This is a genomic window from Pedobacter sp. Bi27, from assembly GCF_918698255.1.
Taxonomy (GTDB): Bacteria; Bacteroidota; Bacteroidia; order Sphingobacteriales; family Sphingobacteriaceae; genus Pedobacter.
In genome coordinates, this window is record NZ_CAKKMW010000006.1 from 357,026 (window position 1) to 379,602 (window position 22,577).

Annotated in this window: 23 protein-coding genes; 11 read left to right on the forward strand and 12 right to left on the reverse strand. The window is 37.0% G+C overall.

Annotated features, from left to right (window positions below; genetic code table 11):
* Positions 1-136 precede the first annotated feature (136 nt).
* Positions 137-1,033 (forward strand): glycoside hydrolase family 25 protein, encoded by an 897-nt coding sequence (locus LQ227_RS20620; RefSeq protein ID WP_230150820.1) that lies wholly within the window; start codon positions 137-139, stop codon positions 1,031-1,033.
* A 208-nt stretch (positions 1,034-1,241) separates the two neighbouring features.
* Here the strand turns inward: LQ227_RS20620 and LQ227_RS20625 are convergent, their stop codons facing one another.
* Positions 1,242-2,339, reverse strand: coding sequence for a mandelate racemase/muconate lactonizing enzyme family protein (locus LQ227_RS20625; protein WP_230145168.1), 1,098 nt, complete (start codon positions 2,337-2,339; stop codon positions 1,242-1,244).
* 131 nt (positions 2,340-2,470) lie between these two features.
* Between LQ227_RS20625 and LQ227_RS20630 the strand changes: the two genes are divergently transcribed.
* From LQ227_RS20630 to LQ227_RS20640, 3 genes are all read left to right on the forward strand, one after another.
* Positions 2,471-4,480: a thioredoxin domain-containing protein gene (locus tag LQ227_RS20630; protein ID WP_230150822.1), complete on the forward strand. Its 2,010-nt coding sequence runs from the start codon at positions 2,471-2,473 to the stop codon at positions 4,478-4,480.
* A 139-nt stretch (positions 4,481-4,619) separates the two neighbouring features.
* The gene (locus LQ227_RS20635; protein WP_230150824.1) at positions 4,620-5,846 is read left to right on the forward strand and encodes a site-specific integrase; all 1,227 of its coding nucleotides are present in this window, start codon (positions 4,620-4,622) and stop codon (positions 5,844-5,846) included.
* A 108-nt stretch (positions 5,847-5,954) separates the two neighbouring features.
* Positions 5,955-6,215 carry a hypothetical protein gene (locus LQ227_RS20640; protein ID WP_230150826.1) on the forward strand — a complete coding sequence of 87 codons (261 nt, stop codon included), beginning with the start codon at positions 5,955-5,957 and terminating at the stop codon, positions 6,213-6,215.
* Between the two features lie 58 nt (positions 6,216-6,273).
* Here the strand turns inward: LQ227_RS20640 and LQ227_RS20645 are convergent, their stop codons facing one another.
* Positions 6,274-6,765, reverse strand: coding sequence for a hypothetical protein (locus LQ227_RS20645; RefSeq protein WP_230150828.1), 492 nt, complete (start codon positions 6,763-6,765; stop codon positions 6,274-6,276).
* Between the two features lie 606 nt (positions 6,766-7,371).
* Here LQ227_RS20645 and LQ227_RS20650 point away from each other — a divergent pair.
* From LQ227_RS20650 to LQ227_RS20660, 3 genes are all read left to right on the forward strand, one after another.
* A complete protein-coding gene (locus LQ227_RS20650; protein ID WP_230150831.1) occupies positions 7,372-7,710 on the forward strand; it encodes a hypothetical protein in 339 nt (112 codons plus the stop codon).
* Positions 7,711-8,034: 324 nt separating this feature from the next.
* Positions 8,035-8,496, forward strand: coding sequence for a RadC family protein (locus LQ227_RS20655; protein ID WP_230150833.1), 462 nt, complete (start codon positions 8,035-8,037; stop codon positions 8,494-8,496).
* Positions 8,497-8,709: 213 nt separating this feature from the next.
* On the forward strand, positions 8,710-9,216 hold the full coding sequence (locus LQ227_RS20660) for a peptidylprolyl isomerase (protein WP_057933416.1): 507 nt from the start codon (positions 8,710-8,712) through the stop codon (positions 9,214-9,216).
* 83 nt (positions 9,217-9,299) lie between these two features.
* Here the strand turns inward: LQ227_RS20660 and LQ227_RS20665 are convergent, their stop codons facing one another.
* The 6 genes from LQ227_RS20665 to LQ227_RS20690 form a co-directional block, all read right to left on the reverse strand.
* The gene (locus tag LQ227_RS20665; protein ID WP_230145170.1) at positions 9,300-9,929 is read right to left on the reverse strand and encodes a Uma2 family endonuclease; all 630 of its coding nucleotides are present in this window, start codon (positions 9,927-9,929) and stop codon (positions 9,300-9,302) included.
* A 10-nt stretch (positions 9,930-9,939) separates the two neighbouring features.
* Positions 9,940-10,569 carry a Uma2 family endonuclease gene (locus tag LQ227_RS20670; RefSeq protein ID WP_230145171.1) on the reverse strand — a complete coding sequence of 210 codons (630 nt, stop codon included), beginning with the start codon at positions 10,567-10,569 and terminating at the stop codon, positions 9,940-9,942.
* A gap of 43 nt (positions 10,570-10,612) precedes the next feature.
* Positions 10,613-11,833 carry a hypothetical protein gene (locus LQ227_RS20675; protein WP_230150836.1) on the reverse strand — a complete coding sequence of 407 codons (1,221 nt, stop codon included), beginning with the start codon at positions 11,831-11,833 and terminating at the stop codon, positions 10,613-10,615.
* A complete protein-coding gene (locus tag LQ227_RS20680) occupies positions 11,826-12,410 on the reverse strand; it encodes an RNA polymerase sigma factor (RefSeq protein ID WP_230145173.1) in 585 nt (194 codons plus the stop codon). Before LQ227_RS20680 ends, LQ227_RS20675 begins: the two co-directional genes overlap by 8 nt.
* Positions 12,411-12,533: 123 nt before the next feature.
* A complete protein-coding gene (locus LQ227_RS20685; protein WP_230145174.1) occupies positions 12,534-13,226 on the reverse strand; it encodes a DUF4397 domain-containing protein in 693 nt (230 codons plus the stop codon).
* A 168-nt stretch (positions 13,227-13,394) separates the two neighbouring features.
* Positions 13,395-15,017, reverse strand: coding sequence for an ABC-F family ATP-binding cassette domain-containing protein (locus LQ227_RS20690; RefSeq protein WP_057933412.1), 1,623 nt, complete (start codon positions 15,015-15,017; stop codon positions 13,395-13,397).
* Positions 15,018-15,535: 518 nt separating this feature from the next.
* Here LQ227_RS20690 and LQ227_RS20695 point away from each other — a divergent pair.
* The 4 genes from LQ227_RS20695 (at position 15,536) to LQ227_RS20710 (ending at position 17,889) form a co-directional block, all read left to right on the forward strand.
* Positions 15,536-16,096 (forward strand): hypothetical protein, encoded by a 561-nt coding sequence (locus LQ227_RS20695; RefSeq protein WP_230145175.1) that lies wholly within the window; start codon positions 15,536-15,538, stop codon positions 16,094-16,096.
* 104 nt (positions 16,097-16,200) lie between these two features.
* A complete protein-coding gene (locus LQ227_RS20700; protein ID WP_230145176.1) occupies positions 16,201-16,776 on the forward strand; it encodes a nitroreductase in 576 nt (191 codons plus the stop codon).
* A 263-nt stretch (positions 16,777-17,039) separates the two neighbouring features.
* Positions 17,040-17,384: a DUF1801 domain-containing protein gene (locus LQ227_RS20705; RefSeq protein WP_230145177.1), complete on the forward strand. Its 345-nt coding sequence runs from the start codon at positions 17,040-17,042 to the stop codon at positions 17,382-17,384.
* 52 nt (positions 17,385-17,436) lie between these two features.
* A complete protein-coding gene (locus LQ227_RS20710; protein ID WP_230145178.1) occupies positions 17,437-17,889 on the forward strand; it encodes a 3-oxoacyl-ACP synthase in 453 nt (150 codons plus the stop codon).
* Positions 17,890-18,098: 209 nt separating this feature from the next.
* On the opposite strand, the gene LQ227_RS20715 is transcribed toward LQ227_RS20710, so the two are convergent.
* The 4 genes from LQ227_RS20715 to LQ227_RS20730 all read right to left on the reverse strand — a co-directional run bounded on the left by LQ227_RS20715 (position 18,099) and on the right by LQ227_RS20730 (position 22,554).
* Positions 18,099-19,268 carry a DUF3298 and DUF4163 domain-containing protein gene (locus LQ227_RS20715; RefSeq protein WP_230145179.1) on the reverse strand — a complete coding sequence of 390 codons (1,170 nt, stop codon included), beginning with the start codon at positions 19,266-19,268 and terminating at the stop codon, positions 18,099-18,101.
* Between the two features lie 97 nt (positions 19,269-19,365).
* The gene (locus LQ227_RS20720; protein WP_230150839.1) at positions 19,366-20,247 is read right to left on the reverse strand and encodes a polysaccharide deacetylase family protein; all 882 of its coding nucleotides are present in this window, start codon (positions 20,245-20,247) and stop codon (positions 19,366-19,368) included.
* 10 nt (positions 20,248-20,257) lie between these two features.
* Complete coding sequence (locus LQ227_RS20725) at positions 20,258-21,619, reverse strand: M1 family aminopeptidase (protein WP_230150842.1); 1,362 nt, start codon at positions 21,617-21,619, stop codon at positions 20,258-20,260.
* A gap of 56 nt (positions 21,620-21,675) precedes the next feature.
* Positions 21,676-22,554 (reverse strand): polysaccharide deacetylase family protein, encoded by an 879-nt coding sequence (locus LQ227_RS20730; protein WP_230150845.1) that lies wholly within the window; start codon positions 22,552-22,554, stop codon positions 21,676-21,678.
* Positions 22,555-22,577: the final 23 nt, after the last annotated feature.

The following is a 22,577-nucleotide window of genomic DNA, read 5'->3' on the forward strand; positions in this document are numbered from 1 at the left end:
GTATTTAGATGAGGTAAAAATAGCAAAAGCCAGATATTAATTAATCATCTGAATTCAATATCCGCTTTTTAGATTTAAAAAGATGAGCAAAAATATCCCATAATTTTTCACAAATTTGCATCCGGAAACCGATCAAATGCCGCCAGAGAAAAGAACCCCAATAAACAAGCTCCCTGTTGCCAGAAAACCTGCCGTTAAGAAACCTGTAGCAAGAAAACCTGCAACAGGCAAAAAAAAGAAAGGTGGTATTTCCGTTCAACTTAAACTGGTTATTGCAGGTTTATTGTTGATTTTACTCTCTCCATTTTACTATGGCTATGTTTTAAGAAGTTTTGTGTCTACCTGGCGCTGGGTTAAAGATTGGGGGCAAGACCCAAATTACAGAACTTACGAAAGTTTTAATATCAAAATCCCAAAAAAATATACCGTTCATGGTATCGACGTTTCCTACTATCAGGGTAAAATAAACTGGCAAAAAGTAAAGGAAATGAAAGAAGATGAGGTTAGTATCCGTTTTGCCTTTATCAAAGCTACAGAGGGATTAATGTTGGTTGATCCCTATTTTCAGCGCAATTGGCGCGAAGCCCCAAAAGCGGGAATTATTTGTGGAGCATATCATTTTTTCAGACCGAAAAAGGATGGTAGAACACAGGCTAAATTTTTCTTACAGGTGGTGAAAATCGAGAAAGGGGATTTACCACCAGTTGTGGATATTGAATCCCTGGATGGCGTTTCTCCTTTGAAAATGAGGGCAGAACTGTCTGATTTTCTCAATTATGTAGAAATGAAAACCAAAGTTAGGCCGATTGTTTATACCGGGCTTAAATTTTATGAGGATTATTTAGTTGATCATTTTGATGATTACCCCTTGTGGATTGCCCATTATTATCAACCAAAACTAAGGATGGATAAAAGCCGTTGGAAATTTTGGCAGCACTCTGATAAAGCCAAAATTAACGGCATCGGCCATGTGGTTGATTTCAATGCTTTTAATGGAGATAGTTTAGCGTTAGATAGGTTAGTAGTTCATTAGTCATTGGTTCACTGGTCATCAGTACATTAGTCATATACTTGCGCGTCGTCATCCTGAACTTGTTTCAGGATCTATTATATATGATTTTACAATCCTTTAATAGTTTAAATAGTTGTTCTAGGTCATTTACATCATACTGGAAAGCCAATGGGCTACACTAGTAGGCTCGCTAGAAACCAATGAAACTATTGACTAATGAACAACTCAACTAAATAGTCCAACTTTCACATTCCGCCAAGAAAAATTCATCAGCTTCAGCACCAATGCCAATTTCTTCGGGCACATCAAGGAAGTATCCATTATAAGTGAGGCCACCAACCACAGGATCGACCAAATGGCCCAGCAAGGCAGTATCTAAATCAAAAAACTCCACATTTGGGCTGGCCAATGCAAAATGTAAATTGGCGCTTAAAGCAATCCTGGTTTCGAGCATACTTCCAATCATACATTTTACGCCGCGTTGTAAGGCTTCCTCATGGATTTTTTGCGCTTCTAAAATGCCTCCGGATTTCGAAAATTTAATGTTTAAATAAGTTGTAGACTGGCTATTGATCAATTTACGGGCATCGTGATGGTTGTAACAGCTTTCGTCGGCCATGAGCTTAATCGGAGAATTTACATTTAATTCAGGCAGTTTATCATCATACCAGGTGCGCATAGGTTGTTCGCAAAACTCAATATTGTATTTTTCTAGCTCACCTAAAGCAAATAAAGCGTCATCAAAACTCCAGCCTTGATTGGCATCCAGTCGTAAAATTAAATCTTCGCCTACTGCTTCGCGGATATGTTTTACCCTTTCTATATCATCATGTACTTTTTTGCCCAGTTTAATCTTTAGGATGCGGCAGCCTTGGCTTTTATATTTCAACGCTGTTACTGCCATTCCCGCCGGTGTGTCGATACCAATGGTCATATCAGTTTCTATGGTGCGTTTGGTTCCACCAAGAAATTTATACAATGGTAATTTTGCATTTTTGGCCGCAATATCAAATAATGCCATATCGAAAGCACTTTTAATGGTATTGTTATGATCGGCATAACCCAATAAATCATTCATCCGCTCCGGAATTTCTAAGGGGTCTTTCCCTTTTAAAATGGCGGCGAAGTCTTTGGCCATCGCAATGCAGGTTTCCTGCGTTTCACCCACAATCATTGGGAAAGCAGAACATTCTCCAATTCCATGAATGCCTGTATCGGTAAAAATCCTCACTAATACATTCTGGGCAAAATGCATGGTTCCGGTTGCAATAACAAAAGGTTCCATTGGGATGCTAAAGCGGTATATTTCGGTATGGGTGATTTTCATTTGTTGTAAGCCTAGATTTCCAACTAAAGTATAAAAACAAAAACTAAATCGAAACAGGTTTGTAGATTATTAATAGATTTACGCCTCAAATTAAAATTCCTTTTTCCCACTTACATTTTACATTAGCTGCCATGTCTGATACCAATAACCTAATCCACGCCTCATCTCCATATCTGTTGCAGCATGCCCATAATCCTGTTAATTGGTATGAGTGGGGCGCAGAAGCGTTAGAAAAGGCAAAAACGGAAAATAAACTCATTTTGGTGAGCATTGGCTATTCGGCCTGTCATTGGTGCCATGTAATGGAACGCGAAAGTTTCGAGAATCATGAAGTGGCCGAGGTGATGAACCGTCATTTTATCTGCATTAAGGTAGATCGTGAGGAGCGCCCAGATATTGATCAGATTTATATGTATGCCATCCAGCTCATGACAGGAAGCGGTGGCTGGCCTTTAAACTGTATCTGTTTGCCAGATCAGCGTCCAATTTATGGCGGAACCTATTTCAGGAAAAACGATTGGATCAATATTCTGGAAAATGTTGCCACACTTTGGACAAATGAACCCGATAAGGCTATCCAATATGCAGAGCGGTTAACCTCGGGCATTAAAGACAGCGAAAAGATAATCCCAGCGCCCGAAAAAGAAGAATATACAAACGAACACCTTACCCAAATCATTGAACCCTGGAAACGCCATTTCGATATCGGTTACGGGGGATACAACCGCGCTCCAAAATTTCCTTTACCCAATAATTGGGTGTTTTTATTGCGGTATGGCTTTTTAAAAGATGATGAATCTGTTTTTACAGCGGTTTGCCATACGCTCGAAGAAATGAGCAGAGGCGGTATTTATGACCAGATTGGCGGAGGTTTCGCCCGTTATTCCGTTGATGATAAATGGCATGTTCCGCATTTCGAAAAAATGCTTTACGATAATGCTCAACTCATCAGTTTATACGCTGAAGCTTATCAGTGCACCAAGTTCTATTCGTTTAAACAAACAGTAGTTGAAACCATAAATTGGGTTTTTGAAGAGATGACTTCAGCAGATGGATTGTTTTATTCGGCCTTAGATGCAGATAGCGAAGGGGTAGAAGGCAAGTTTTACATCTGGGATAAAGCAGAATTCGATCAGGTTTTAGGAGAAGATGCCAAATTAATCGGCGCTTACTACAACATTACCGAAGAAGGTAACTGGGAAGAAGAGCAAACCAATATTTTGCGCAAAACCATCAGCGATGACGATCTGCTTGCAAAATTTGATGTTGATGCAGAACAGCTTTATGACAAAGTAAATTCAGCCAAAACAAAATTAATGGCTGTGCGTAGCAAAAGAATCCGACCAGGCTTGGATGATAAGTGTTTAACCGCCTGGAATGGTATGATGATTAAAGCTTTGGCTGATGCCGCAGAGGTACTGAGTCATGAGCCATATTACGAAAAAGCATCAGCTGCGGCCAGTTTTATCCTAAGCCACTTAAAATCAGAAAATGGTGGCTTATACCGTAATTATAAAAACGGAAAGGCTTCTATTACGGGCTTCTTAGATGATTATGCCTTTTTTATTGAAGCACTGATTGCCTTATACGAAGCTGATTTTGATGAAAAATGGTTAGAAGAGGCAAAATCATTGACCGATTATGTAATTGCTAATTTTACGGATACAGATTCGCCGATGTTCTTTTATACCTCAGCTGAAAGTGAAGATTTAATTGCCCGTAAACACGAAGTAATGGATAATGTGATTCCCGCTTCAAATTCTACAATGGCGCAGAATTTAAAAAAGTTGGGTTTGCTTTTCGATATTGAACAATACTCCGAAAAAGCGGCAGAAATGCTTGCTGCGGTTCAGCCGAAGATCAAAAGTTACGGCTCTGCCTACTCAAACTGGGCTATTCAACTATTAAATGAAATTTACGGTATAAACGAAATTGCCATTACCGGTTTAGAAACCGATAGTATTAAGTTGGCATTAAGCGGACATTATATTCCGAACAAAATTACATTGGGCGGAACAAAAAGTAACCTGCCGCTGTTAAAAGGTAAGCAAAGCAATGAAACAAAAGTTTATATTTGCCGAAATAAAGTATGCCAGTTACCGGTTAACACTGTTGAGGACGCATTAGAGTATTTACAATAAATTAATTTAAATGAATATGCTGTAAATCAGCTGTTTATTTAAGCTGTTGTAAGCTTTATTTCATGGTCTTATTCGTACTATTTGATTTTACGTTCGTACTAGTTTAGTACTACTTATCACGAACTTAAACCATAATCAAATGAAATCAATAAGAACTGAATTAGCCATCATTAATGGCGTCAGATTTATTTTAGTAACCCCTCACAATTCTAATACCGACAAATATCCACTCTATTGCATTGAATACTTTTATAATGGTAAACAATCTAAAGTTAAAGAGGGTGTAAAGACGATTTATAATAAATACTTAGAACAAGTAAAAGAATTTAAATCTGTCAATAAGAAACTATTACTGCTCCGCAATCTGTTCGAGTTTAAAATAAACGAGTTAGTCAAACCTATAAGGGTTGAGGAATCATTTTCAGATTCCACCATAACCATCCAAACCAAGGTTATTGATGCTCTAAATAAGTTCTTCGAGTATCATACAAAGCGCCACGAAATAGGGGAGATCAAGGATATTTATAATTATACTGAAAGAGATAAGAAAGTAACCACGTTTATTAATAAGAATTTCGCTAACCTTTTACTTTCTGATTTAAATACCACTGTCTGGATTGACTATCGTAGTTACCTAAAGAAATGGGGGCTGGGCAATAGTACCATTAATCTACAAATGGTTTATGTGAAAGGGTTTTATATATGGTTAAGCCAAATAATGGAATTACCCATTACTAATCACGCCAGCAAGTTAAAGAAACTTGATATCACCCAACAGCAACCAAAATTTAATGAGATTAAACAATCGTTATTTGTTGAATTCTTTGAAGTTGTAAAGAGCAGTGAAAGGTATTTGAGATTGCATTTAATGGCTCGGCTTGTAGCAGAAAATACATTGAGACCAATACAGGTGTTAAACATTAATGTAAAACATGTTGACCTACCTAATAGAACCATAACAGTATTTGATGCTAAAGGTAGGAAATGGAGAAAGATTATTATAAGCGAAGTCGTTAAGGAGTTAATCCAAAAGATTTACGAGAATACCATAAAAGCTGAAAGATCGATCGAAAGTGAAGATTACATTGTTGGATTTTACAATCAAACTAAACAGAGAAAGATATTTGCTCAGACAATGTTTAGAGAGCGTATTCTACTGCCATTTAAAGAGGATTATCCACAATTTGCTCATATTTTAATATACGATTTCAAGCATACAAGCATTACAAAGGCTTTAAAAGTTAATAGCGTTTACGAAGTTCAAAAGAGGGCGGGACATAGCAAAGTTACTACTACCCAAATATATGATAGAAGCGATAATATCAGCCGACCAATTACTGTCGAGGAATTAAATGCGATAAAATAGATAAACTAATGTTTGTTGCTATTCAAGTACCTCAACTTTATAATACTTTATTATATTTAAGGCGGAGTGGCAATAAAGCTATTCCGTCTTAAAATATCAAATATTTAAATGGAAGTAGCAGAAATTAAATTAGAGGATGGCTCATTAGTTTTTTACGACGAAAATGGGGAAGATTTTTATTCCATCCGTCATGACCTATTAGCGGATAAAATGAGCGACGGTGATTCTGAATGGATTAACCAGTTGTCAGAGAAGAGTTGGGCTACAAAAGCTACATTACAGCAAGTAGCAGACATTATTAATCAAGAATTTCCAGACAACGATATCAATTGGATAACTACCAACAGAATAATAGCAACACAGCAATAATATCAAAGCCCACGAGAAGTGGGTTTTGATATTCTAAAACATATTGAAAGTAAGTTATCTAATAAGCTTGCATTAAGCTAATAATTGGTTTAAATGCTATAACATCAGATCTTGATGCTCGCTTTTTTCCAATTGAAGTAGTGGTTACTACATCGTGAATCATAAATACAGTAAAGAAATCATCTTCACAATATCGTTTTAACCTCCCAATATGAGTTGGCATATTTAGACGCCTACGGATATCTCCAATTATTTTAATGATATCATCGGAAGTATATTCCTCATCAATCTCAAAAGCTTGATTTATAGCATTATGGTAGACCCTGCCTTGAGAATCTGCATTTGCAATTCTGTGCAGTTTTTCATTTAATTGAGCCCAATTATTTTGACCGCGTGGCTCAATATGCTTAACAATGTTGATCACTGTAGTTTCATCTTCAAATATTGAAGAAAGATAATTAAACCTTGATTTTTGTCCGAATGATAACTCACTCAAGGACGTGCTTACGGCAGTTGCTGAACTACCTGTTGATAAAATGCGCTTTGCCATTTTAATAATAATATTAAATATTCGATGTCTTAAGCCTCACTAATAACAGCTATTTAATAAGTGAGACGCATCAAATTAATTTTTAATTTAAACTGTGGCTCTGTTCAACCATATTTTACTTTCAATATGTCAAAGAATAAAACAAACAGTTTCCCATTTGCATAAAGCAAAGATTGGGGATTTCGCTAAAAGTGTGCACCAGTTTTCATTCCAAACTGTACACCCCGCTTTTTACCATCCGGTCTTGATGGAATCGTAAAGACTGAGCCAAATATATTAAATCCTCCCAGATTCCTTCCCTTCATTTTCCAATCTATCTTTCCTGCATTTGATCAACCAATCCTCCACAGAAGATGGTTTTGCAACAAAAACGGCCTTCCAGAACAAGATTTACAGCAAATCAACCCGCTTTTAAAAACACATTAGAATAAGAAATATAATTTTTGATTTTAAGGCTATTAGAACATCTCCGTTTCGATTTCTCTAGGCGAAACAATCATTGAATCCACCCCCGCTTTTCAGAAGCTTAAAACCGCTTAAAATGAGCCGAGTGGCCACTTTCAAGCGAAATCTAGTGAACAATATAGGCCGAAAAAGATGGCCACGATGGATGAAAACCAGTGGCCACTTTTAGCGGAACCCCCAGGTGATAGGAAATTGGAGGATGAAGACAATATTAGAAATAACCTTTATTGCTTATTTCCGCAAATTAGCAAATACGCTATGGTTGCTGAAATTTCAAGAAAAGCTTTTATAAAATCAACAATAAATGGGGAATGGACTATTAAGATGCAAAAAATTATCCAAGAGCTGAAAATCCAAGCTGAAAATGAACGTACTGAGCAGCTGCAAGCAAAACTTCGTATGTCGAATAGAGTTATATCTTCTTCAGCACCATTGCATCTTTTTAGGGGATACAAATTTCGTCGAAGAAGAAGATTTTAGTTTACTAATCTCCAAAATATAAAATCCATGGCTAAATAATTTTATATCAGATTCCTGTGTCTATATCCACTTTATAAAACATCAACCTTTAAAGCTAATGCTTAAACTACTGCTTCATCCTCTGGAGACTATCTAGAGTGTGAATAATCGTGGGTTGAAATTATTTATTAATCATTTAAACAAATTTAACCTTGTAATCTCAACATGCTAAAAGGATCTACGGCATAAACCCTCAAGTGTCGACCGCACAGCCTATTTATTCCGTTCCTCCTTTGCTTAGTTGATCTTAAAGCTTGCCATCGTACCATAATTAATTCAAATCTTATGGTACAAGAACAAAACCCATTCAAAGTGGCTGAAGTCGAAGTAAGCTACAAATCAAACTACAACATCACAGAACGACCAAAAATTAATAGTTCTCAAGATGCCTATAGAATCCTAATGCAACATTGGCAATTAGGAAGAATCGAGTTACTTGAAGAGTTCAAAGTAATTCTACTCAATACCAGTAACAGAGTGTTAGGAATTGTTGATATTTCAATTGGTGGAGTGCAGGGAACGCTAGCAGATCCGAAGATCATATTTTCAGTAGCTTTAAAGACCAATAGCAGTAAATTAATATTGACACATAATCACCCAAGTGGTAATTTAAGTCCTAGTGATGCTGATAAAAGGTTGACAGAGAAATTAAAAGAAGGAGGTAAATTACTGGATATTGAAGTCTGTGATCATCTGATTATTACCAAGCATAACTACTACAGTTTTGCAGATGAGTGCCTAATGTAATGTAGAAAAGATTGGTACTATTATTCGCACTAGTACTAATTTTTATATCTATCAGACAACAATTAAACACTTTTTTTGTTAAACTAATAATTAGGTTATCTTTGCGCTACGGACGTAAAATCAAGTTAAAAGATATTTGCCGAAATAAAGTATGCCAGTTGCCGGTTAACACTGTTGAGGACGCATTAGAGTATTTACAATAAATTAATTTAAATGAATATTTCACCAAACTCTGTAGTAGCGTTAACTTACGAATTGCATACTACTAACGAAGAAGGACAACAAGTTTTTGTAGAAAAAGCTGACGAACAAAATCCTTTAGTATTTTTATATGGCGTTGGCATGATGTTGCCTAAATTTGAAGAACATTTAACCGGTTTAAAAACTGGTGATGAATATGGCTTCGAGCTATCTGCAGCAGATGGTTACGGTGATATCGATCCAGGTGCTTTCGCCGATCTTCCAAAAACCATGTTTACTGAAGCTGGTGGCGAATTACCAAATGTAGGCGATGTGATTCCTTTACAAGATAACAATGGTAATCAGTTTAGAGCAGGTGTTACTGCTGTTCACGACGAAACCATTTCAGTAGATTTAAACCACCCAATGGCTGGTAAAAATTTAGTGTTTAGCGGTGTGATTTTAAATGTACGTGAAGCTACTCAAGATGAATTGGCTCATGGTCATGCTCACGGAGCTGACGGTCATTCAGGTCACTAGTTATATATAAAAGATTTCAAAGAAGTCAAGTTTTAAATGGCAAAGTTGCTATAAAACTTGACTTCTTTCGTTAATATCCATGTTTAATCTTGAAAAACCTCATCTAAAATGAGTTTAAAACCTGGTATGATCGTTGTAGTTACCTCTTCACCCTCAGTGAGCAGTTTTGTTGGTTGAAACTTGCCATTATCATCAAGGATATATCTGAAAAATGTTTTTTCAGAAGGACTTACAATCCAGTATTCTTTAACACCTGCTTCTTCATAAACTTCATATTTATTGATCAGCTCTTTTTTATTATTGCCAGGCGATAAAATCTCGACAACAATATCTGGTGCGCCAATACATCCACGTCTATCAAGCTTAGTCTGATCGCAAACTACCACGATATCCGGTTGCACTACGGTGAAAACCTCTTTATCATCTTGAGTTTTCTTAGCTAAACGAACATCAAAAGGAGCGGTATATACTTCACATTTTTTACCATTTAATGCATTATAGAGGGGGTTGGAAATTCTTCCCGATATTTTTTGATGAATCCTGGAAGGAGCAGGGCTCATCTTGAAAATGTAACCTTTGATAATTTCTAAGCGCTCTTCAAATTCGAAGCGCATATAATCTGCATAACTGTAAGTTGCAGAAAAATCGACCTCATTAAGGGTTTTAATTGGAGGTTGCTCCTCTTCAGTAGGATATGGTTTAATATTTTTCATAGAATTTATCCTAGTCTTTAAATACCTCTTCAAGAACAAGCTTAAAGCCTGGTATGATCGTTGTAGTTACCTCTTCGCCTTCGGTGAGTAGTTTTGTTGGCTGAAACTTGCCTTTGCCATCAAGGATATATCTGAAAAATGTTTTTTCAGAAGGACTTACAATCCAGTATTCTTTAACACCTGCTTCCTCATAAACCTCATATTTGTTGATCAATTCCTTTTTATTATTACCTGGTGATAAAATTTCGACAACAATATCTGGTGCGCCAATACATCCACGTTTATCCAGTTTAGATTGGTCGCAGATTACAGCAATATCGGGTTGCACTACGGTGAAAACTTCTTTGTCATCTTGAGTTTTCTTAGCTAAACGTACATCAAAAGGGGCGCAGTAAACATGACACGGTTTCCCTTTGAGTATATTGTATATGGGGACAAAAATGTTGGCTAAAATACCTTGGTGAATTCGCGAAGGAGCAGGGCTCATCTTGAAAATGTACCCTTTGATAAGTTCTAAGCGCTCTTCAAATTCGAAGCGCATATAATCTGCATAACTGTAAGTTGCAGAAAAATCGACCTCGTTAAGGGTTTTAATCGGAGGTTGCTCCTCTTCAGTAGGATATGGCTTGATATTCTTCATATTAGGTATTTAACCAAATATACTAAATATCTTAGTTTTTTTTCTAAAAATCAATCTTCAAACGCAGTCCGCCATTGGTGAGGTTAAGGTTTTCTTTAGAGAAAGTTTTCATCGGCAACCTTAAAAAAGGCTCGATGGCAATATTGTTCTTTTTGGATATCTTTTGTTTATAACCTAAAGAAAAATTGTAGAATCCGATGTATTTATCAGGATCTATATTGGCTTCGGGCTGTGGCTCAGTAGTTTTTTCTTTCACAATCAATGTCTTCGAATCGGCATAACCATTTGCTGTTGTCAAAGAAAAATTCTGTACCTGGTTTACAATATAGTTGTTCTGTTGTGAGTTTTTTAAAACAGCCAGTGCAGAAACCCCTATATTGGTGTACAGTTTATCACTTATGTTGTATTTTAATTCTAAAGGAACGTTAATTCCACGCACTTTAGCATCAACCGACTCGAGGTTTTTGCCTGATAAGGTTTGTGGTGCAGAAGCATTTAACGATTCGGTAGTGCTAATAGAAGCATACGAAACGCCAGAACTTATTGATAATTTATTGGCAATAGCATAAGATAAAGAAAAGCCATAGTTCATGGTTACTTTATTATCGTTACCCATTGCTGGCGCAATATACACATCAGGCTGCCATTTAGAATTTTCGCTTGTTTTTGATGGCGATTTTTGTTGATTCGCATAGCTATCCTGGGCAAGCAGTTTTTCAAAACTTGTTTGCGCAATGGGTTGAGGTTTTTTCTTTTTCGTTAAAATATCAAACTGTTTTGTTTTCAGGTTTGAAAGATTAGCACCCGCAAGCTTGTTATCTAAAAGGTTATTGTTTACAGGAGCCAATTGCGCTGATGTATTAATAAGCGAATAACCGGTCTGCTCTGTTAATAATGGTTTTGTGCTTCCTGTAATTTTGGCTGGACGATTGGCCGCCAGCTTATTTATAGGGCTTGTATCGTTATTTAATGAAGTAGAATCGATTTTAGTTTTAATATTGTTATTTGATTTCCGATCGGCTGTAGCATTTTGCTGAGCTTTAGGTTTAGTTATTGCAATATCTTTTTTCTGATCTATATTGTTTTGCGCAAAAAATACACCTCCTAAGACCAAAATTAAGGCAGCAGCAGCCCACAAAGGCCAAAAAGCGATGCCTCGTCTCTTATTTTTTTTCTCCGAAAAGCGCTCCCAAGCACCATCAGGGTATGTTTCCTCATGGTTTTGGAGTTGCGCGGTAATATGCTCAATTAATTCCTTATCCATTTTTTTCGTATGAATTAACCATGGTATTTAGGTAAAGGGTACGTAACTTACTCTTAGAACGTGTAAGGTAAACACGACTGGAACTTTCAGGAATGTTTAACATCTTCGAAATTTCATCGTGGGCAAAGCCCTCAATTTCATATAAGTTAAATACCAGTCTCTGCGTATCTGGTAAGTGATTTAGTAAATTCAAAATATCATTAACGTGTAGTTCCGAAGCGACCGAAACCTGGGTAACCGGATGTTCACTTTCAGCTAAATCATCAACATAAAACTGAACTTTCGAACTTCGTATCTTGTCTATTGCCGTCCGCGAAGCAATCTGGGCAATCCAGCCTTTAAACGATCGCTGTAATTCTTCCGGATTTTTTGGTGCTTTGAAACCGCCAACATGCTTAAAAATCTTGATAAAACTATCATTTACAAGCTCTTCACTGTCGGAAGGGTTCTTTGTATACCTTAAAATAATGCCCATTAAATAGCCATAAAATGATTTATACATCATTTCTTTACAGCTATTGTCGTTTTTTACACAGCCTTTTAAAATTTCCTCAAAACTGAGTATTTTTTTTATCACCCCTGTAAAGGACTATTTATTAAAGGTTTATCATGATTAATTATTGCAAATTTAAGAAAAATAACCCCACCCAACTTTTTGAGTGGGGTCAATTTTCGTTTTCACAGGTAGAGTGAAATATTTTTATTTATTTGTCATCACTGATAAGCCAACTCCAGTACTATCGGTTTTGCTCGATAAGCCTTTAGCCCAGATGGTATAAATTTTACCTTTTTCGATTTTAACGGCCGGTAAGCTCACTTTAACTGTTCCGCTTTGCTTTAATTGGAAAGTATAGCTGTCGTTCGGTGCAATATTGCTGAAAGTGGTGAACTCTTTAAATGCTTTTGCAGTAAATAAAGGTGCATCTGTACCTGCAATAGCTAAATCAAATGGGGCAGAACCCGGACTTAAGTTTACAAAACGAACTTTAGCCTTGTCCGTTTCAGGTGCTTTTAAATCATCCTCAAGAATTAAAAGTTTTGTTGATTTTAAAGTATCTACTACGAAAACCGAATAGAATGATCCTTCTTTTAATATGGCTTGAGCTGTGGTTAAATATTTTAAAGAGTCTTTTTTAGCAACACCCACCAATCTTGTTCCTGGATATGCGGCATAGTATCCTAAATCTTTAGTGTAGGTAAAGCTATTTATTTTTTGGTTATCCAAGATAAAATCCAGCGCGCCTGTTCCAGGTGATGCATGAACAAAGCCAATACCGGCCGCTTCGATAGGGTCGTTATTAAAATCTTTTTTACAAGCCGTAATGGTTAAAGCTATCGCTAAGAGAGAGAGTATAATTTTTGTAGTGCTAAAATTTTTCAAATTCGTTTTCATTTTAATGTTTTAAATCAATTTTTTGAACAAAATTGGTTAATGGCCATTAACGCTTTTTTCTTGTAAAACGATTAATGAGATGAAAACGCTACAACAGATACAATTTATTATAAAGAAAAAGCCACATGTAGTGCATGTGGCTTTTAAATCAATATTTTAATTGAAGAATTAAGAATACATTTCTTCTCTTAGTTTCGCAACATCGCTGCTGTTGATATATTCATCGTAAGTCATTAACTTATCAATAGTGCCTTTTGGCGTAATTTCAATAATGCGGTTAGCCACTGTTTCGGTTAACTGGTGATCTCGTGAGGTAAATAATATTGCACCTTTAAAATCTTTCATACCATTGTTCAGTGCCTCAATAGATTCCAGATCCAGGTGATTGGTTGGCTCATCAAACATTAACAGGTTGGCTTGTTGTAACATCATCCTCGAGAACATACAACGCATTTTTTCGCCCCCTGAAAGCACTTTTACGTTTTTAAGTACCTCTTCGCCCGAGAATAACATACGGCCTAAAAAGCTGCGTACAAATTGCTCATCCGCATCGGTACCAGAGTACTCACGTAACCAATCTACCAGGTTTTCATCTTTACCGGCAAAATACTCGGAGTTGTCGTTAGGAATATCTGCAGTGCTAATGGTTACACCCCATTTAAATTCTCCTCTATGGTCTGTATCTCTGCCCGTTAACACATCATAAAATGCTGCTGTAGCTAAACTATTCTGAGATAATACAGCAATTTTATCACCTTTATTTACCATGAAAGTAATTTTGTCGAACAAAACACCATCGTTTCCATTTTTGCCCAGGTTTTCTACCTGTAAAATCTGGTCACCAGCCTCACGGCCAGTATTATTGAAGATAATGGCTGGGTATTTTCTGCTCGATGCTTTAATTTCGGTGATATCAATCTTATCTAAAGCCTTCTTACGAGAAGTTGCCTGCTTTGATTTAGATGCATTTGCGCTAAACCTGCGGATAAATTCCTGTAGCTCTTTCACCTTATCTTCCATTTTTTTGTTCTGATCGCTACGCTGTTTTAATGCCAGCTGACTAGATTCGTACCAGAAGGTATAGTTACCGGTGTAAATGCTCATTTTAGCGAAATCGATATCTACAATATGCGTACATACTGCATCTAAAAAGTGCCTGTCGTGCGATACAACCAATACAATATTCTGGTAATCGGCCAAAAAGTTTTCTAACCAGGCAATGGTTTCGATATCCAAATCGTTGGTAGGCTCATCCAGTAATAAAATATCGGGATTCCCAAATAAGGCCTGTGCCAATAACACACGTACTTTCTGCGTATTGTCTAGCTCTTTTAGTAATTTATAGTGGTTATCTTCGGTAATGCCCAAATTGCTCAACATGGTTGCAGCATTGCTTTCCATATTCCAGCCATCCATTTCGGCAAAAAGATTTTCAAGCTCTCCGGCACGTTCGCCATCTTTCTCCGAAAAATCTTCTTTCATATAAATGGCATCTTTCTCTTTCATGATGGCATAAAGTTCCTTATGGCCAATCATTACGGTTTCTAATACCGAAAACTCATCAAATTCGTAGTGGTTTTGTTTTAAAACCGCCATTCTTTCGCCTGGAGTAAAAGCCACACTACCAGAAGTTTGGTTAACTTCTCCCGATAAAATTTTTAGAAAAGTAGATTTACCTGCGCCGTTAGCCCCAATTACGCCATAGCAGTTGCCCTGGGTAAATTTTAGGTTAACATCTTCAAATAATGTGCGTTTGCCGTATCGTAACGATAAATTAGAAACTGAAATCATGCTATAATTGAAATAAGCCGCAAAGATACGCAAAAAGGTTGAGGGTAAAAAGGCAGAAGAAGGAAAGGTTTGGGATTAATATCTGAAAAAAAAGTTGAAGGCGGGAGGGGAGGGTAGAAAGGCTGGGGTCGAAAATTTGAAAATGAAGGGCCTGATACTTTGTGACCCATACAGTCCCGTTATCCGCTTTACTACGTTGCACTCCGTGTTCGCTACTACCGGGTTTATTTTACGAAGGGGAGAAGCTTTTTGGTCAATGGCTTAACACTATAGCTTAAAAACAATTGTCTCTTAACCTAACCTACGAGGTTTATTAACTCGATTTATTTTTAGGCAGTGAGTTTTGCGTTAGGGACTGTAAGGGTTCAGTGGCGATCCTTCATCGGTACCGTAGCGAAGCGGAGCCCTGAAAAAGCCCGACCCTTGCGCAGCTTGGGTAACGCCCAAATTAGTTTGCTAACCTCTCTGGTTTCAAAAAAATGTGAGATTTTGTCTAATAAAAAATATATTTTCGTTTTATGCAAAAAGATCTCTTGCTCGAAACCATAAAAACAACCCTTCAGAAAAGTAAAGTAAAAAAGTTAGCCGCAATTGCCTCAGAAGATACCTTTTCAGTGAAAGATCTGATTGATTTAAGTTTTTACCATGACGATCAGATCGGTTTCAGGGCCGCATGGATCTTAGAAAATGTATTTACTAATCATCAGCAAAGATTTCTGCCCTATGCGCTTTATTTTTTGGAGAAATTTCCGCAACAAAACAATTTATCTGCACTGAGGCATTATGTTAAAATCCTGGCCTTTATGACGAAGAAAAATGCCGCTCCAGAAATTAAGAAGATTCTTGCCGGTTATGATACCGATCATTTGGTAGAAGTTGTTTTTGCCTGGTTAATTGATGAGAAGATTCCTGTAGCCGTAAAGTCACATTGTTTAAATATTTTGGCCAATTTAAATACCAAACACAATTGGATAAGAGAAGAACTTTTGCAGACGATGGATTTCCTGGTAGACAAAGAAAGTATTGGCTTTTTTGCGAAAGTTAAACAGATCAGGAAGCAGTTGGCAGCTCGCAGTTAACAGTTTGAGGTTTTCAGTTAGCATAGCGTCAAATCTTTTATTAGAGGTCGAATTTCTCTCTCTCTTTCAGCTTTAGTCTTTCAGCTTTTAGCTATTTTTACCAAATGAGTACAACATATGATATTGTTTCAAAAGTTATAAAAGAACGTCGCAGTATTTTCCCTGCAAGCTATATAAAAAAAGAAATTCCGGTTGAAGTAATCAACCAGATTTTAGAAACAGCCAATTATGCACCAACACACAAATTAACCCAACCCTGGCGTTTTGTCGTGATCAGAAAAGCGGGATTAACGAAACTTGGAGAAGAACTGGGTAAATTATATAAGGAATTGGTTAGTCCGCAACAGTTTTTACAGAAAAAATACGACAGCTTTGCCGAAAAAACAAGTCAGGCCGATTGCATCATTGCCATCAATATGCAGGTGAGTGGTAAAATACCGGAGTGGGAAGAGCTGGCGGCCGTTTCGTGTGCTGTTCAAAATATGGCTTTAACTGCCGAAAGCCTGCAGGTAGGCGCCTATTGGAGCTCTCCACCTTTAATTGATGATTTAGGTGATTTCTTAAGTCTGGGTGAAAATGAAAAGTGCATTGGCTTATTTTACATGGGCTATCACAACGAAAAACCCTGGGCGCCAAACCGGACTTCGATAGAAGAAAAAGTGAGGTGGATAGAGGGGTAGTTCATTGGTTCATTAGTCAATGGTTCATTAGTAGGTACTGTTAATCGGTTAATTGACTTCAAACTAAGGACAAAAGACTTCGGGCTATTGGTTAGTCAAGCGTCTTCGTCATCTCGACTGGAGCTTAGCGGAATGTTCCAAAGGAACTCCTTAGGAGGAGAGATCTTTAAACAAAAGTACCAATAGGTTAACTTTAAAAGATTTCTTCCCGAATTTTCGGGATCGAAATGACGATCTTTCTAAAAATTCACATTATTTAATGTATGTTAAATCCTCTTGATAACTATTTCGAGCAAAAAGATGAACCGATTAAAAGTTGCCTTCAATATTTAAGGTCGCTTTTAATGGGCTATGCTGATATTACAGAGCATTGGAAGTATGGAATGCCTTTTTATTACCATAAAGGAAAAATGTTCTGCTATCTTTGGACACACAAAAAGCTCCATCAGCCTTACATCGGTTTGGTTGACGGAAATAAAATTGAACACGAAGATTTGCTGCAAGAGAAAAGAGCCAGAATGAAAATTTTATTGATCAACCACCTCGAAGATATCCCCAAAAAGAAAATCGAATCTATTTTAAAACAAGCCTTTGCCTTAAGGAAATAGGCTGTCTTCCATTTAATATCATCCGTTTACATTTTCTATTACCCATTATTATATGTCTGCATTAAAATCTAAACTTTATCAGCTTTGCTTAACTTTCATTCAAAATAGGATAGAAAATATTGAATATTCTCTGCAACAAGCCAGGCAAGCTTCGAACGATGATACAAAAAGTAGTGCAGGCGATAAATACGAAACTACGCGCGAAATGATGCAGCAGGAGATGGACCGCAACAGTAAATTACTGTACGAAGCCGGACAACAGAAAATTGCATTACAACAGATCGAAAATGTAGAATCAGATCGCCTGGTTAAAAACGGAAGTTTGGTTTTAACCTCAGAAGGTAATTTTTATATCAGCATCAGCGCTGGTGAACTTAATACCGATGGACAAAAATTCTTTGCCGTATCGCAGGCTTCGCCAATCGGAAGGTTTTTGATCGGAAAAGCAATAAATGAAAGCTTTAATTTTAATGGTAAAGAATATATCGTAAAAGAGATATTATAAAGTTTTCAGTTTGGCAGTTTACAATTTGCAGCAGGTAGTTGAGTTAAAAGTCTGCGTAATCTGTGTAATCTGCGGGGACAATTTATAGTTATTCCCGCTGATTTAAGATGATAAACACAGATCGTAAGTTTTCGGTTGGCGGTTTTCAGTTAATCAATTAACCAATAATCAACTGAAATCTGAGGAACTGTCAATTGTAAACTGGAGAACTACTTAATACTCATTCTTTGGGCAAAAGCCGGTACCAAATAAGTCTTTAAATCCGAATAAGGAATAAACACTACAATTTGCCCTTGTGCATAACTTGCTACTTCATAGGGGTTGTACATAAAAGCAATCCCATTCGCATTGAAATAAAAATTTTTGTTCGGTTTAATAAAGTCATCAAATAGTACGGTGCTAAGTGCATCTTTGGCTTTAATGTTATATTCTTTACGAAGATTGCGTTCTAAAATACTTTGTAAGGTATTCGAATCTATTTTGATGATATCGCTAAGCACCATTTGTTTTTTGTTTTTCACATCTAAACAAAACATTACGCTGCTGTAATTGCCATGTGCACCACCAGTATAAGCGTCAGCAAGGAAATCGATTACTACATAACCATTATCATTGTAATTGATAGATTGCTGGCTGTTATTGGTGTAGTTCATCCATGCCTGAAAATCATTGTCGTGGCCATTTTTTTGTTGCTCGGCAACCTGCATCTTATAATCTTTAAAATAAGCGGTGGCTATGTTTTTAAAGCCAATGGAGCGGTCGATATTTGGCTTTAGCCCTGAAATTTTTTTAAGTTCCGAGTTTAACCAATTGCCGTACTCATCATCATTTTTGCTTTCCAGGTATTCAAAACTGATTTCAGCCGCAGGCGATTTTGGCTGATTGGCAAATGCTTTAACCGAGTCTTTGTAAATCCCGGCGCTGAACGGATAACTGCCCTCAGGATATTTTTCTGTTAAAGCTATCGGGTATTTTTTGGTCTTATCGCCACTTTCCCAATTGCCATTAAAGCCACTTCCATTCCATTTTAAAGCTAAATGGGGCGATTTAAAATCCTGTGTGAAGTATGATTCATAAAAACTATATTCAGCGAGGATAATGCTATCTTTCCCGATTAAAGTGTCCGTTGATAGGTTAAGCCACGAGCCATCATAGTAATAAGTACCACTTACATCATCATCAACCTTTTGCAAGTGCATCACTACTTTTTTGCCTGCAATAGTACCTTCCAACCGCTTGTAAAAACTTTCTGCAAGTTCGGTTTTTGCATTCGCCGTACTATCACTTGTAGTTTCAGCGGTATTGGCTCCATTTTTAGGGTTGTTACAGGCAGATATAATGAGTAATCCGAAAAGGAAACAATGCAAATAATATTTCATAGGGAGGGTATAAAGTTTTAATGCTGTAAAGTTCGGATGTTGAAACGTTGTGCTTAACCTTTCAACATTTAAACACACTATATTTTAAACCTTTTTGCTATGATTTTGTTTTATTAAAACTCTTGTTGATGCTGTAATATAAATTTTTCGCGGTATATCTTCCAGGATCAATTATTCGCCTGATGGTGTAAAGTGGATAGTTTTCATCCCGTGCTGTTGAAAGTATAAATGCCGCTTTAAAGCCATGTTCTTTTAGCTTGTGTAAGGTTGAAGCTTTGAAAACACCGTAAGGATAGGCGAAATACGCTACTTTTTTACCCGTAATCTCTTCCAGTTTTTTAGTTGGTGCATCAATTTGGGTTGTCCAGTCCTCGTCGGTAAACTGCGCAAAGTTTTTATGATCATAGGTATGGCTGGCAATCGTATTCCCTTCGTCAGATAACTGTTTAATCTGTTCTTTAGTCATGTAGTTGATCCGCCCTTTTCTGCCGATCGATACCGTCATAATAAAATAAACGCCTTTAAAGCCGTATTTTTTCAATGTTGTATTCCCAATGGTAAATTGATCTTCATCCGTATCATCGAAAGTAATCATGATTGGTTTTTCGGGCAACTTGGCACCATAAACCAGATAATTGTATAGCTGATCGGGTAGAATAGAATGGTAACCACTATCGGCCAGCATTTTTATGTGGCCTTTAAATTTGTCAGGGGCAATAATATCGTCGTGCGCTCTTTTACTGTCACTGGCAATGTTGTTTCTAATCTGGTGGTAACACAGAACGGGCACCTCTCTGCGGGCCAGAATGGTTTTGTTATCTGCAGGTTTGGTATTGGCCGAATCGATATTAATCTCTTTGATCGTGCTGGTTGCAACAATTTTTTCTTTTGGTTTATTGCTCGAACAAGCCAGCGAAAATGATCCTAAAAATAAAATTGATAAAAGGATGTGAGTAGCGGATTTTAAATGTTTATTCAAAGTTTTTAATTTATTTAATCAAAGAAACGGCGTTTTCGGAAAGGATAAACTCTTTTTCATAAGCATCCCATTCTTTTTGAGTAATGCCCGATTTTAAAGCATTTTTTCTGAAGAAGTTATAATCAGTTAATTCATTTTTAGCAGTTAAGCAGGTGTTTAAGAATTTAAATATACGTTGCTCACCAATCATTTGCTCCAGGCCACGGAGCAGAAACGGACCGTAAGTGTAGCGGTAGGTACCTGAGATCTCATTAATTTCTTTAATGGCATTTAAAGGTTTGGCTTTAAAATCTTTCAGTTGTTTAGCCCTGTCCTGAAAATATTTAGTGCCGAAAGCTTTTCCGAATTTTTCTTCGCTTGCTTTTACCGATAAATACTCTGCAGTAGATTCTAAAAAGAACCAGAACAAAGTAGAGTTGGGTTGTAATACGTTGCCGAAATAATAATGGCCAATTTCATGTGCGATAAATGGGTAATCGTTCTGGTTTTTAAGTTTATGTTGTTCCTCATCAATCATATCGCCCAGTTTAATGCCTGCAAAAGCAATGGTTGGAAAAGCCACAAAACCCCAGCTTCTGCCTTTGTTAAATTTTTCTACCGGCGCATGCTCAATAAATACATTTTTTGTTTCGTATGGGATTTTTAAAACCTTATAATAATAGGCTTTCATTTCAGCAATATTCTGTTCAAAAACATTCAACTGCTTATCATTCATTTGCGTGTTTAAAAATAGCGCACCATTGGTTTTTTGTACATTATAATCTCCGGCAAAAAGCATCGGCGCAATGGGGATATTCGATTTAAATCTGGCAATTGGGCCCGGTTTAGGCAGGTCGCCGTTTACAAAAATCATCTTAGCATCCTTACCTGTTACTTGGATATCGAAGGTCATCTGTTCAATCAGCTTGTCGTTTTTGATGTCGTAAATAATAGGATACCATTTAGATTGATCAGCAGCCCGTACGGTTTTGCCATTAAAAGCAATCAATCCTTTAAAATCTATAAAGTTTAGTGTATCCGTATAAATTGGGAATGCTCCTGTATAGGTAATGTGTAGTTTACCAGGATTTACCAGTGTACTGTCTTTATATAACGGAACGTAAGTTAAACCCTCACCACGCATGGCACCACCATAAAAGCCAGAATATTTTAGGGTTTGGTTTGCAGAATCTTTTATAGCCTTAATGTTAAAGCCCTTATTTAACACAATCTGATAGTCTTTTGCCAGGTTGGGGATATTGCTGAGTATAAAATCGCAGGTAATCTGGCCTGTAGCCATTACAACTTCTACTTTTCCGATCAAGTGTGGTGTTTGTGCATGGAGCTTAATGATCTGAAAGAACAATAAAATAAATACTGCAATTTTTTTCATGTTGTGGAGTAACTCGTTAAAAAGAAAGTCCCCGGCAAAAGCCGGGGTTATTTTGCTTAAAAGCTATTTTTAATGCTGTTGCTTAATGTTTTTGGCGACCAGTAACCGCTGGCAATAATCCTGCGGATGGTAAACAATGGGTCTTTTTCATCGCGTTTGGTTGATAATTGATAAGCCATTCTAAAACCACGTTTTTTAAGCTCAGGAATACCTTCTGCATTCCATAAACCGAAAGGATAGGCAAATTCTGTCATCTTTTTACCTGTAATTTCTTCCAGTTTTTTGGTTGGTTTATCTAATTGCTCTTCCCAATCTTTACCTGCATATTTTTTGAAATTTTTATGGTCGTAGGTATGACTGCCAATCACATTTCCTTCGTCAGCAAGTTGTTTAATCTGCTCTTTGCTCATGTAATCTACAAATTTGCCTTTTTTGCCGATCGAAACGGTCATGATGAAATAAACAGCTTTATAGCCCAGTTTATCTAAAGTGGGGCGCACAATGGTAAACTGATCCAGGTCAGTATCATCGAAAGTTAGCATAATGGGTTTGCTCGGTAGGGCAGCACCAGTGTTCAGGTAGGCATAAAGCTGATCGGGTAAAATGGTATGGTAGCCACTATCGGCCAGCATTTTCATCTGGTCTTTAAAATTTTGGATTTCTACAATATAATCTTTACCTACTTTTCCATCGGTTACTTTCCAGTTTCTTACCTGGTGATAACATAAAATAGGAACCTGTTTCCGGGCTAAAATGGTTTTGGCATCGGCAACTTTTATTTTCGAAACGTCAACTGGCGTTCCGGTGCTTGCTGCAGCTTCGCTGTTTTGTGCAGTAGAATCTTTAGCGGCAGAATTTTCTGTTTGAGATTTAGATTGGCAGCTGGCAAATAAGATTACTCCGGCTGTTATTAGGGTTAAAAAGCTGTATTTCATTGTGAGGATATATAGTTACAAAA

Bases quoted from the DNA above. Each gene is read 5' to 3' on its own strand.
- LQ227_RS20620 (WP_230150820.1), top strand. From the start codon at position 137: ATGCCGCCAGAGAAAAGAACCCCAATAAACAAGCTCCCTGTTGCCAGA.
- LQ227_RS20625 (WP_230145168.1), bottom strand. From the start codon at position 2,339: ATGAAAATCACCCATACCGAAATATACCGCTTTAGCATCCCAATGGAA.
- LQ227_RS20630 (WP_230150822.1), top strand. From the start codon at position 2,471: ATGTCTGATACCAATAACCTAATCCACGCCTCATCTCCATATCTGTTG.
- LQ227_RS20635 (WP_230150824.1), top strand. From the start codon at position 4,620: ATGAAATCAATAAGAACTGAATTAGCCATCATTAATGGCGTCAGATTT.
- LQ227_RS20640 (WP_230150826.1), top strand. From the start codon at position 5,955: ATGGAAGTAGCAGAAATTAAATTAGAGGATGGCTCATTAGTTTTTTAC.
- LQ227_RS20645 (WP_230150828.1), bottom strand. From the start codon at position 6,765: ATGGCAAAGCGCATTTTATCAACAGGTAGTTCAGCAACTGCCGTAAGC.
- LQ227_RS20650 (WP_230150831.1), top strand. From the start codon at position 7,372: ATGGATGAAAACCAGTGGCCACTTTTAGCGGAACCCCCAGGTGATAGG.
- LQ227_RS20655 (WP_230150833.1), top strand. From the start codon at position 8,035: ATGGTACAAGAACAAAACCCATTCAAAGTGGCTGAAGTCGAAGTAAGC.
- LQ227_RS20660 (WP_057933416.1), top strand. From the start codon at position 8,710: ATGAATATTTCACCAAACTCTGTAGTAGCGTTAACTTACGAATTGCAT.
- LQ227_RS20665 (WP_230145170.1), bottom strand. From the start codon at position 9,929: ATGAAAAATATTAAACCATATCCTACTGAAGAGGAGCAACCTCCAATT.
- LQ227_RS20670 (WP_230145171.1), bottom strand. From the start codon at position 10,569: ATGAAGAATATCAAGCCATATCCTACTGAAGAGGAGCAACCTCCGATT.
- LQ227_RS20675 (WP_230150836.1), bottom strand. From the start codon at position 11,833: ATGGATAAGGAATTAATTGAGCATATTACCGCGCAACTCCAAAACCAT.
- LQ227_RS20685 (WP_230145174.1), bottom strand. From the start codon at position 13,226: ATGAAAACGAATTTGAAAAATTTTAGCACTACAAAAATTATACTCTCT.
- LQ227_RS20690 (WP_057933412.1), bottom strand. From the start codon at position 15,017: ATGATTTCAGTTTCTAATTTATCGTTACGATACGGCAAACGCACATTA.
- LQ227_RS20695 (WP_230145175.1), top strand. From the start codon at position 15,536: ATGCAAAAAGATCTCTTGCTCGAAACCATAAAAACAACCCTTCAGAAA.
- LQ227_RS20700 (WP_230145176.1), top strand. From the start codon at position 16,201: ATGAGTACAACATATGATATTGTTTCAAAAGTTATAAAAGAACGTCGC.
- LQ227_RS20705 (WP_230145177.1), top strand. From the start codon at position 17,040: ATGTTAAATCCTCTTGATAACTATTTCGAGCAAAAAGATGAACCGATT.
- LQ227_RS20710 (WP_230145178.1), top strand. From the start codon at position 17,437: ATGTCTGCATTAAAATCTAAACTTTATCAGCTTTGCTTAACTTTCATT.
- LQ227_RS20715 (WP_230145179.1), bottom strand. From the start codon at position 19,268: ATGAAATATTATTTGCATTGTTTCCTTTTCGGATTACTCATTATATCT.
- LQ227_RS20725 (WP_230150842.1), bottom strand. From the start codon at position 21,619: ATGAAAAAAATTGCAGTATTTATTTTATTGTTCTTTCAGATCATTAAG.
- LQ227_RS20730 (WP_230150845.1), bottom strand. From the start codon at position 22,554: ATGAAATACAGCTTTTTAACCCTAATAACAGCCGGAGTAATCTTATTT.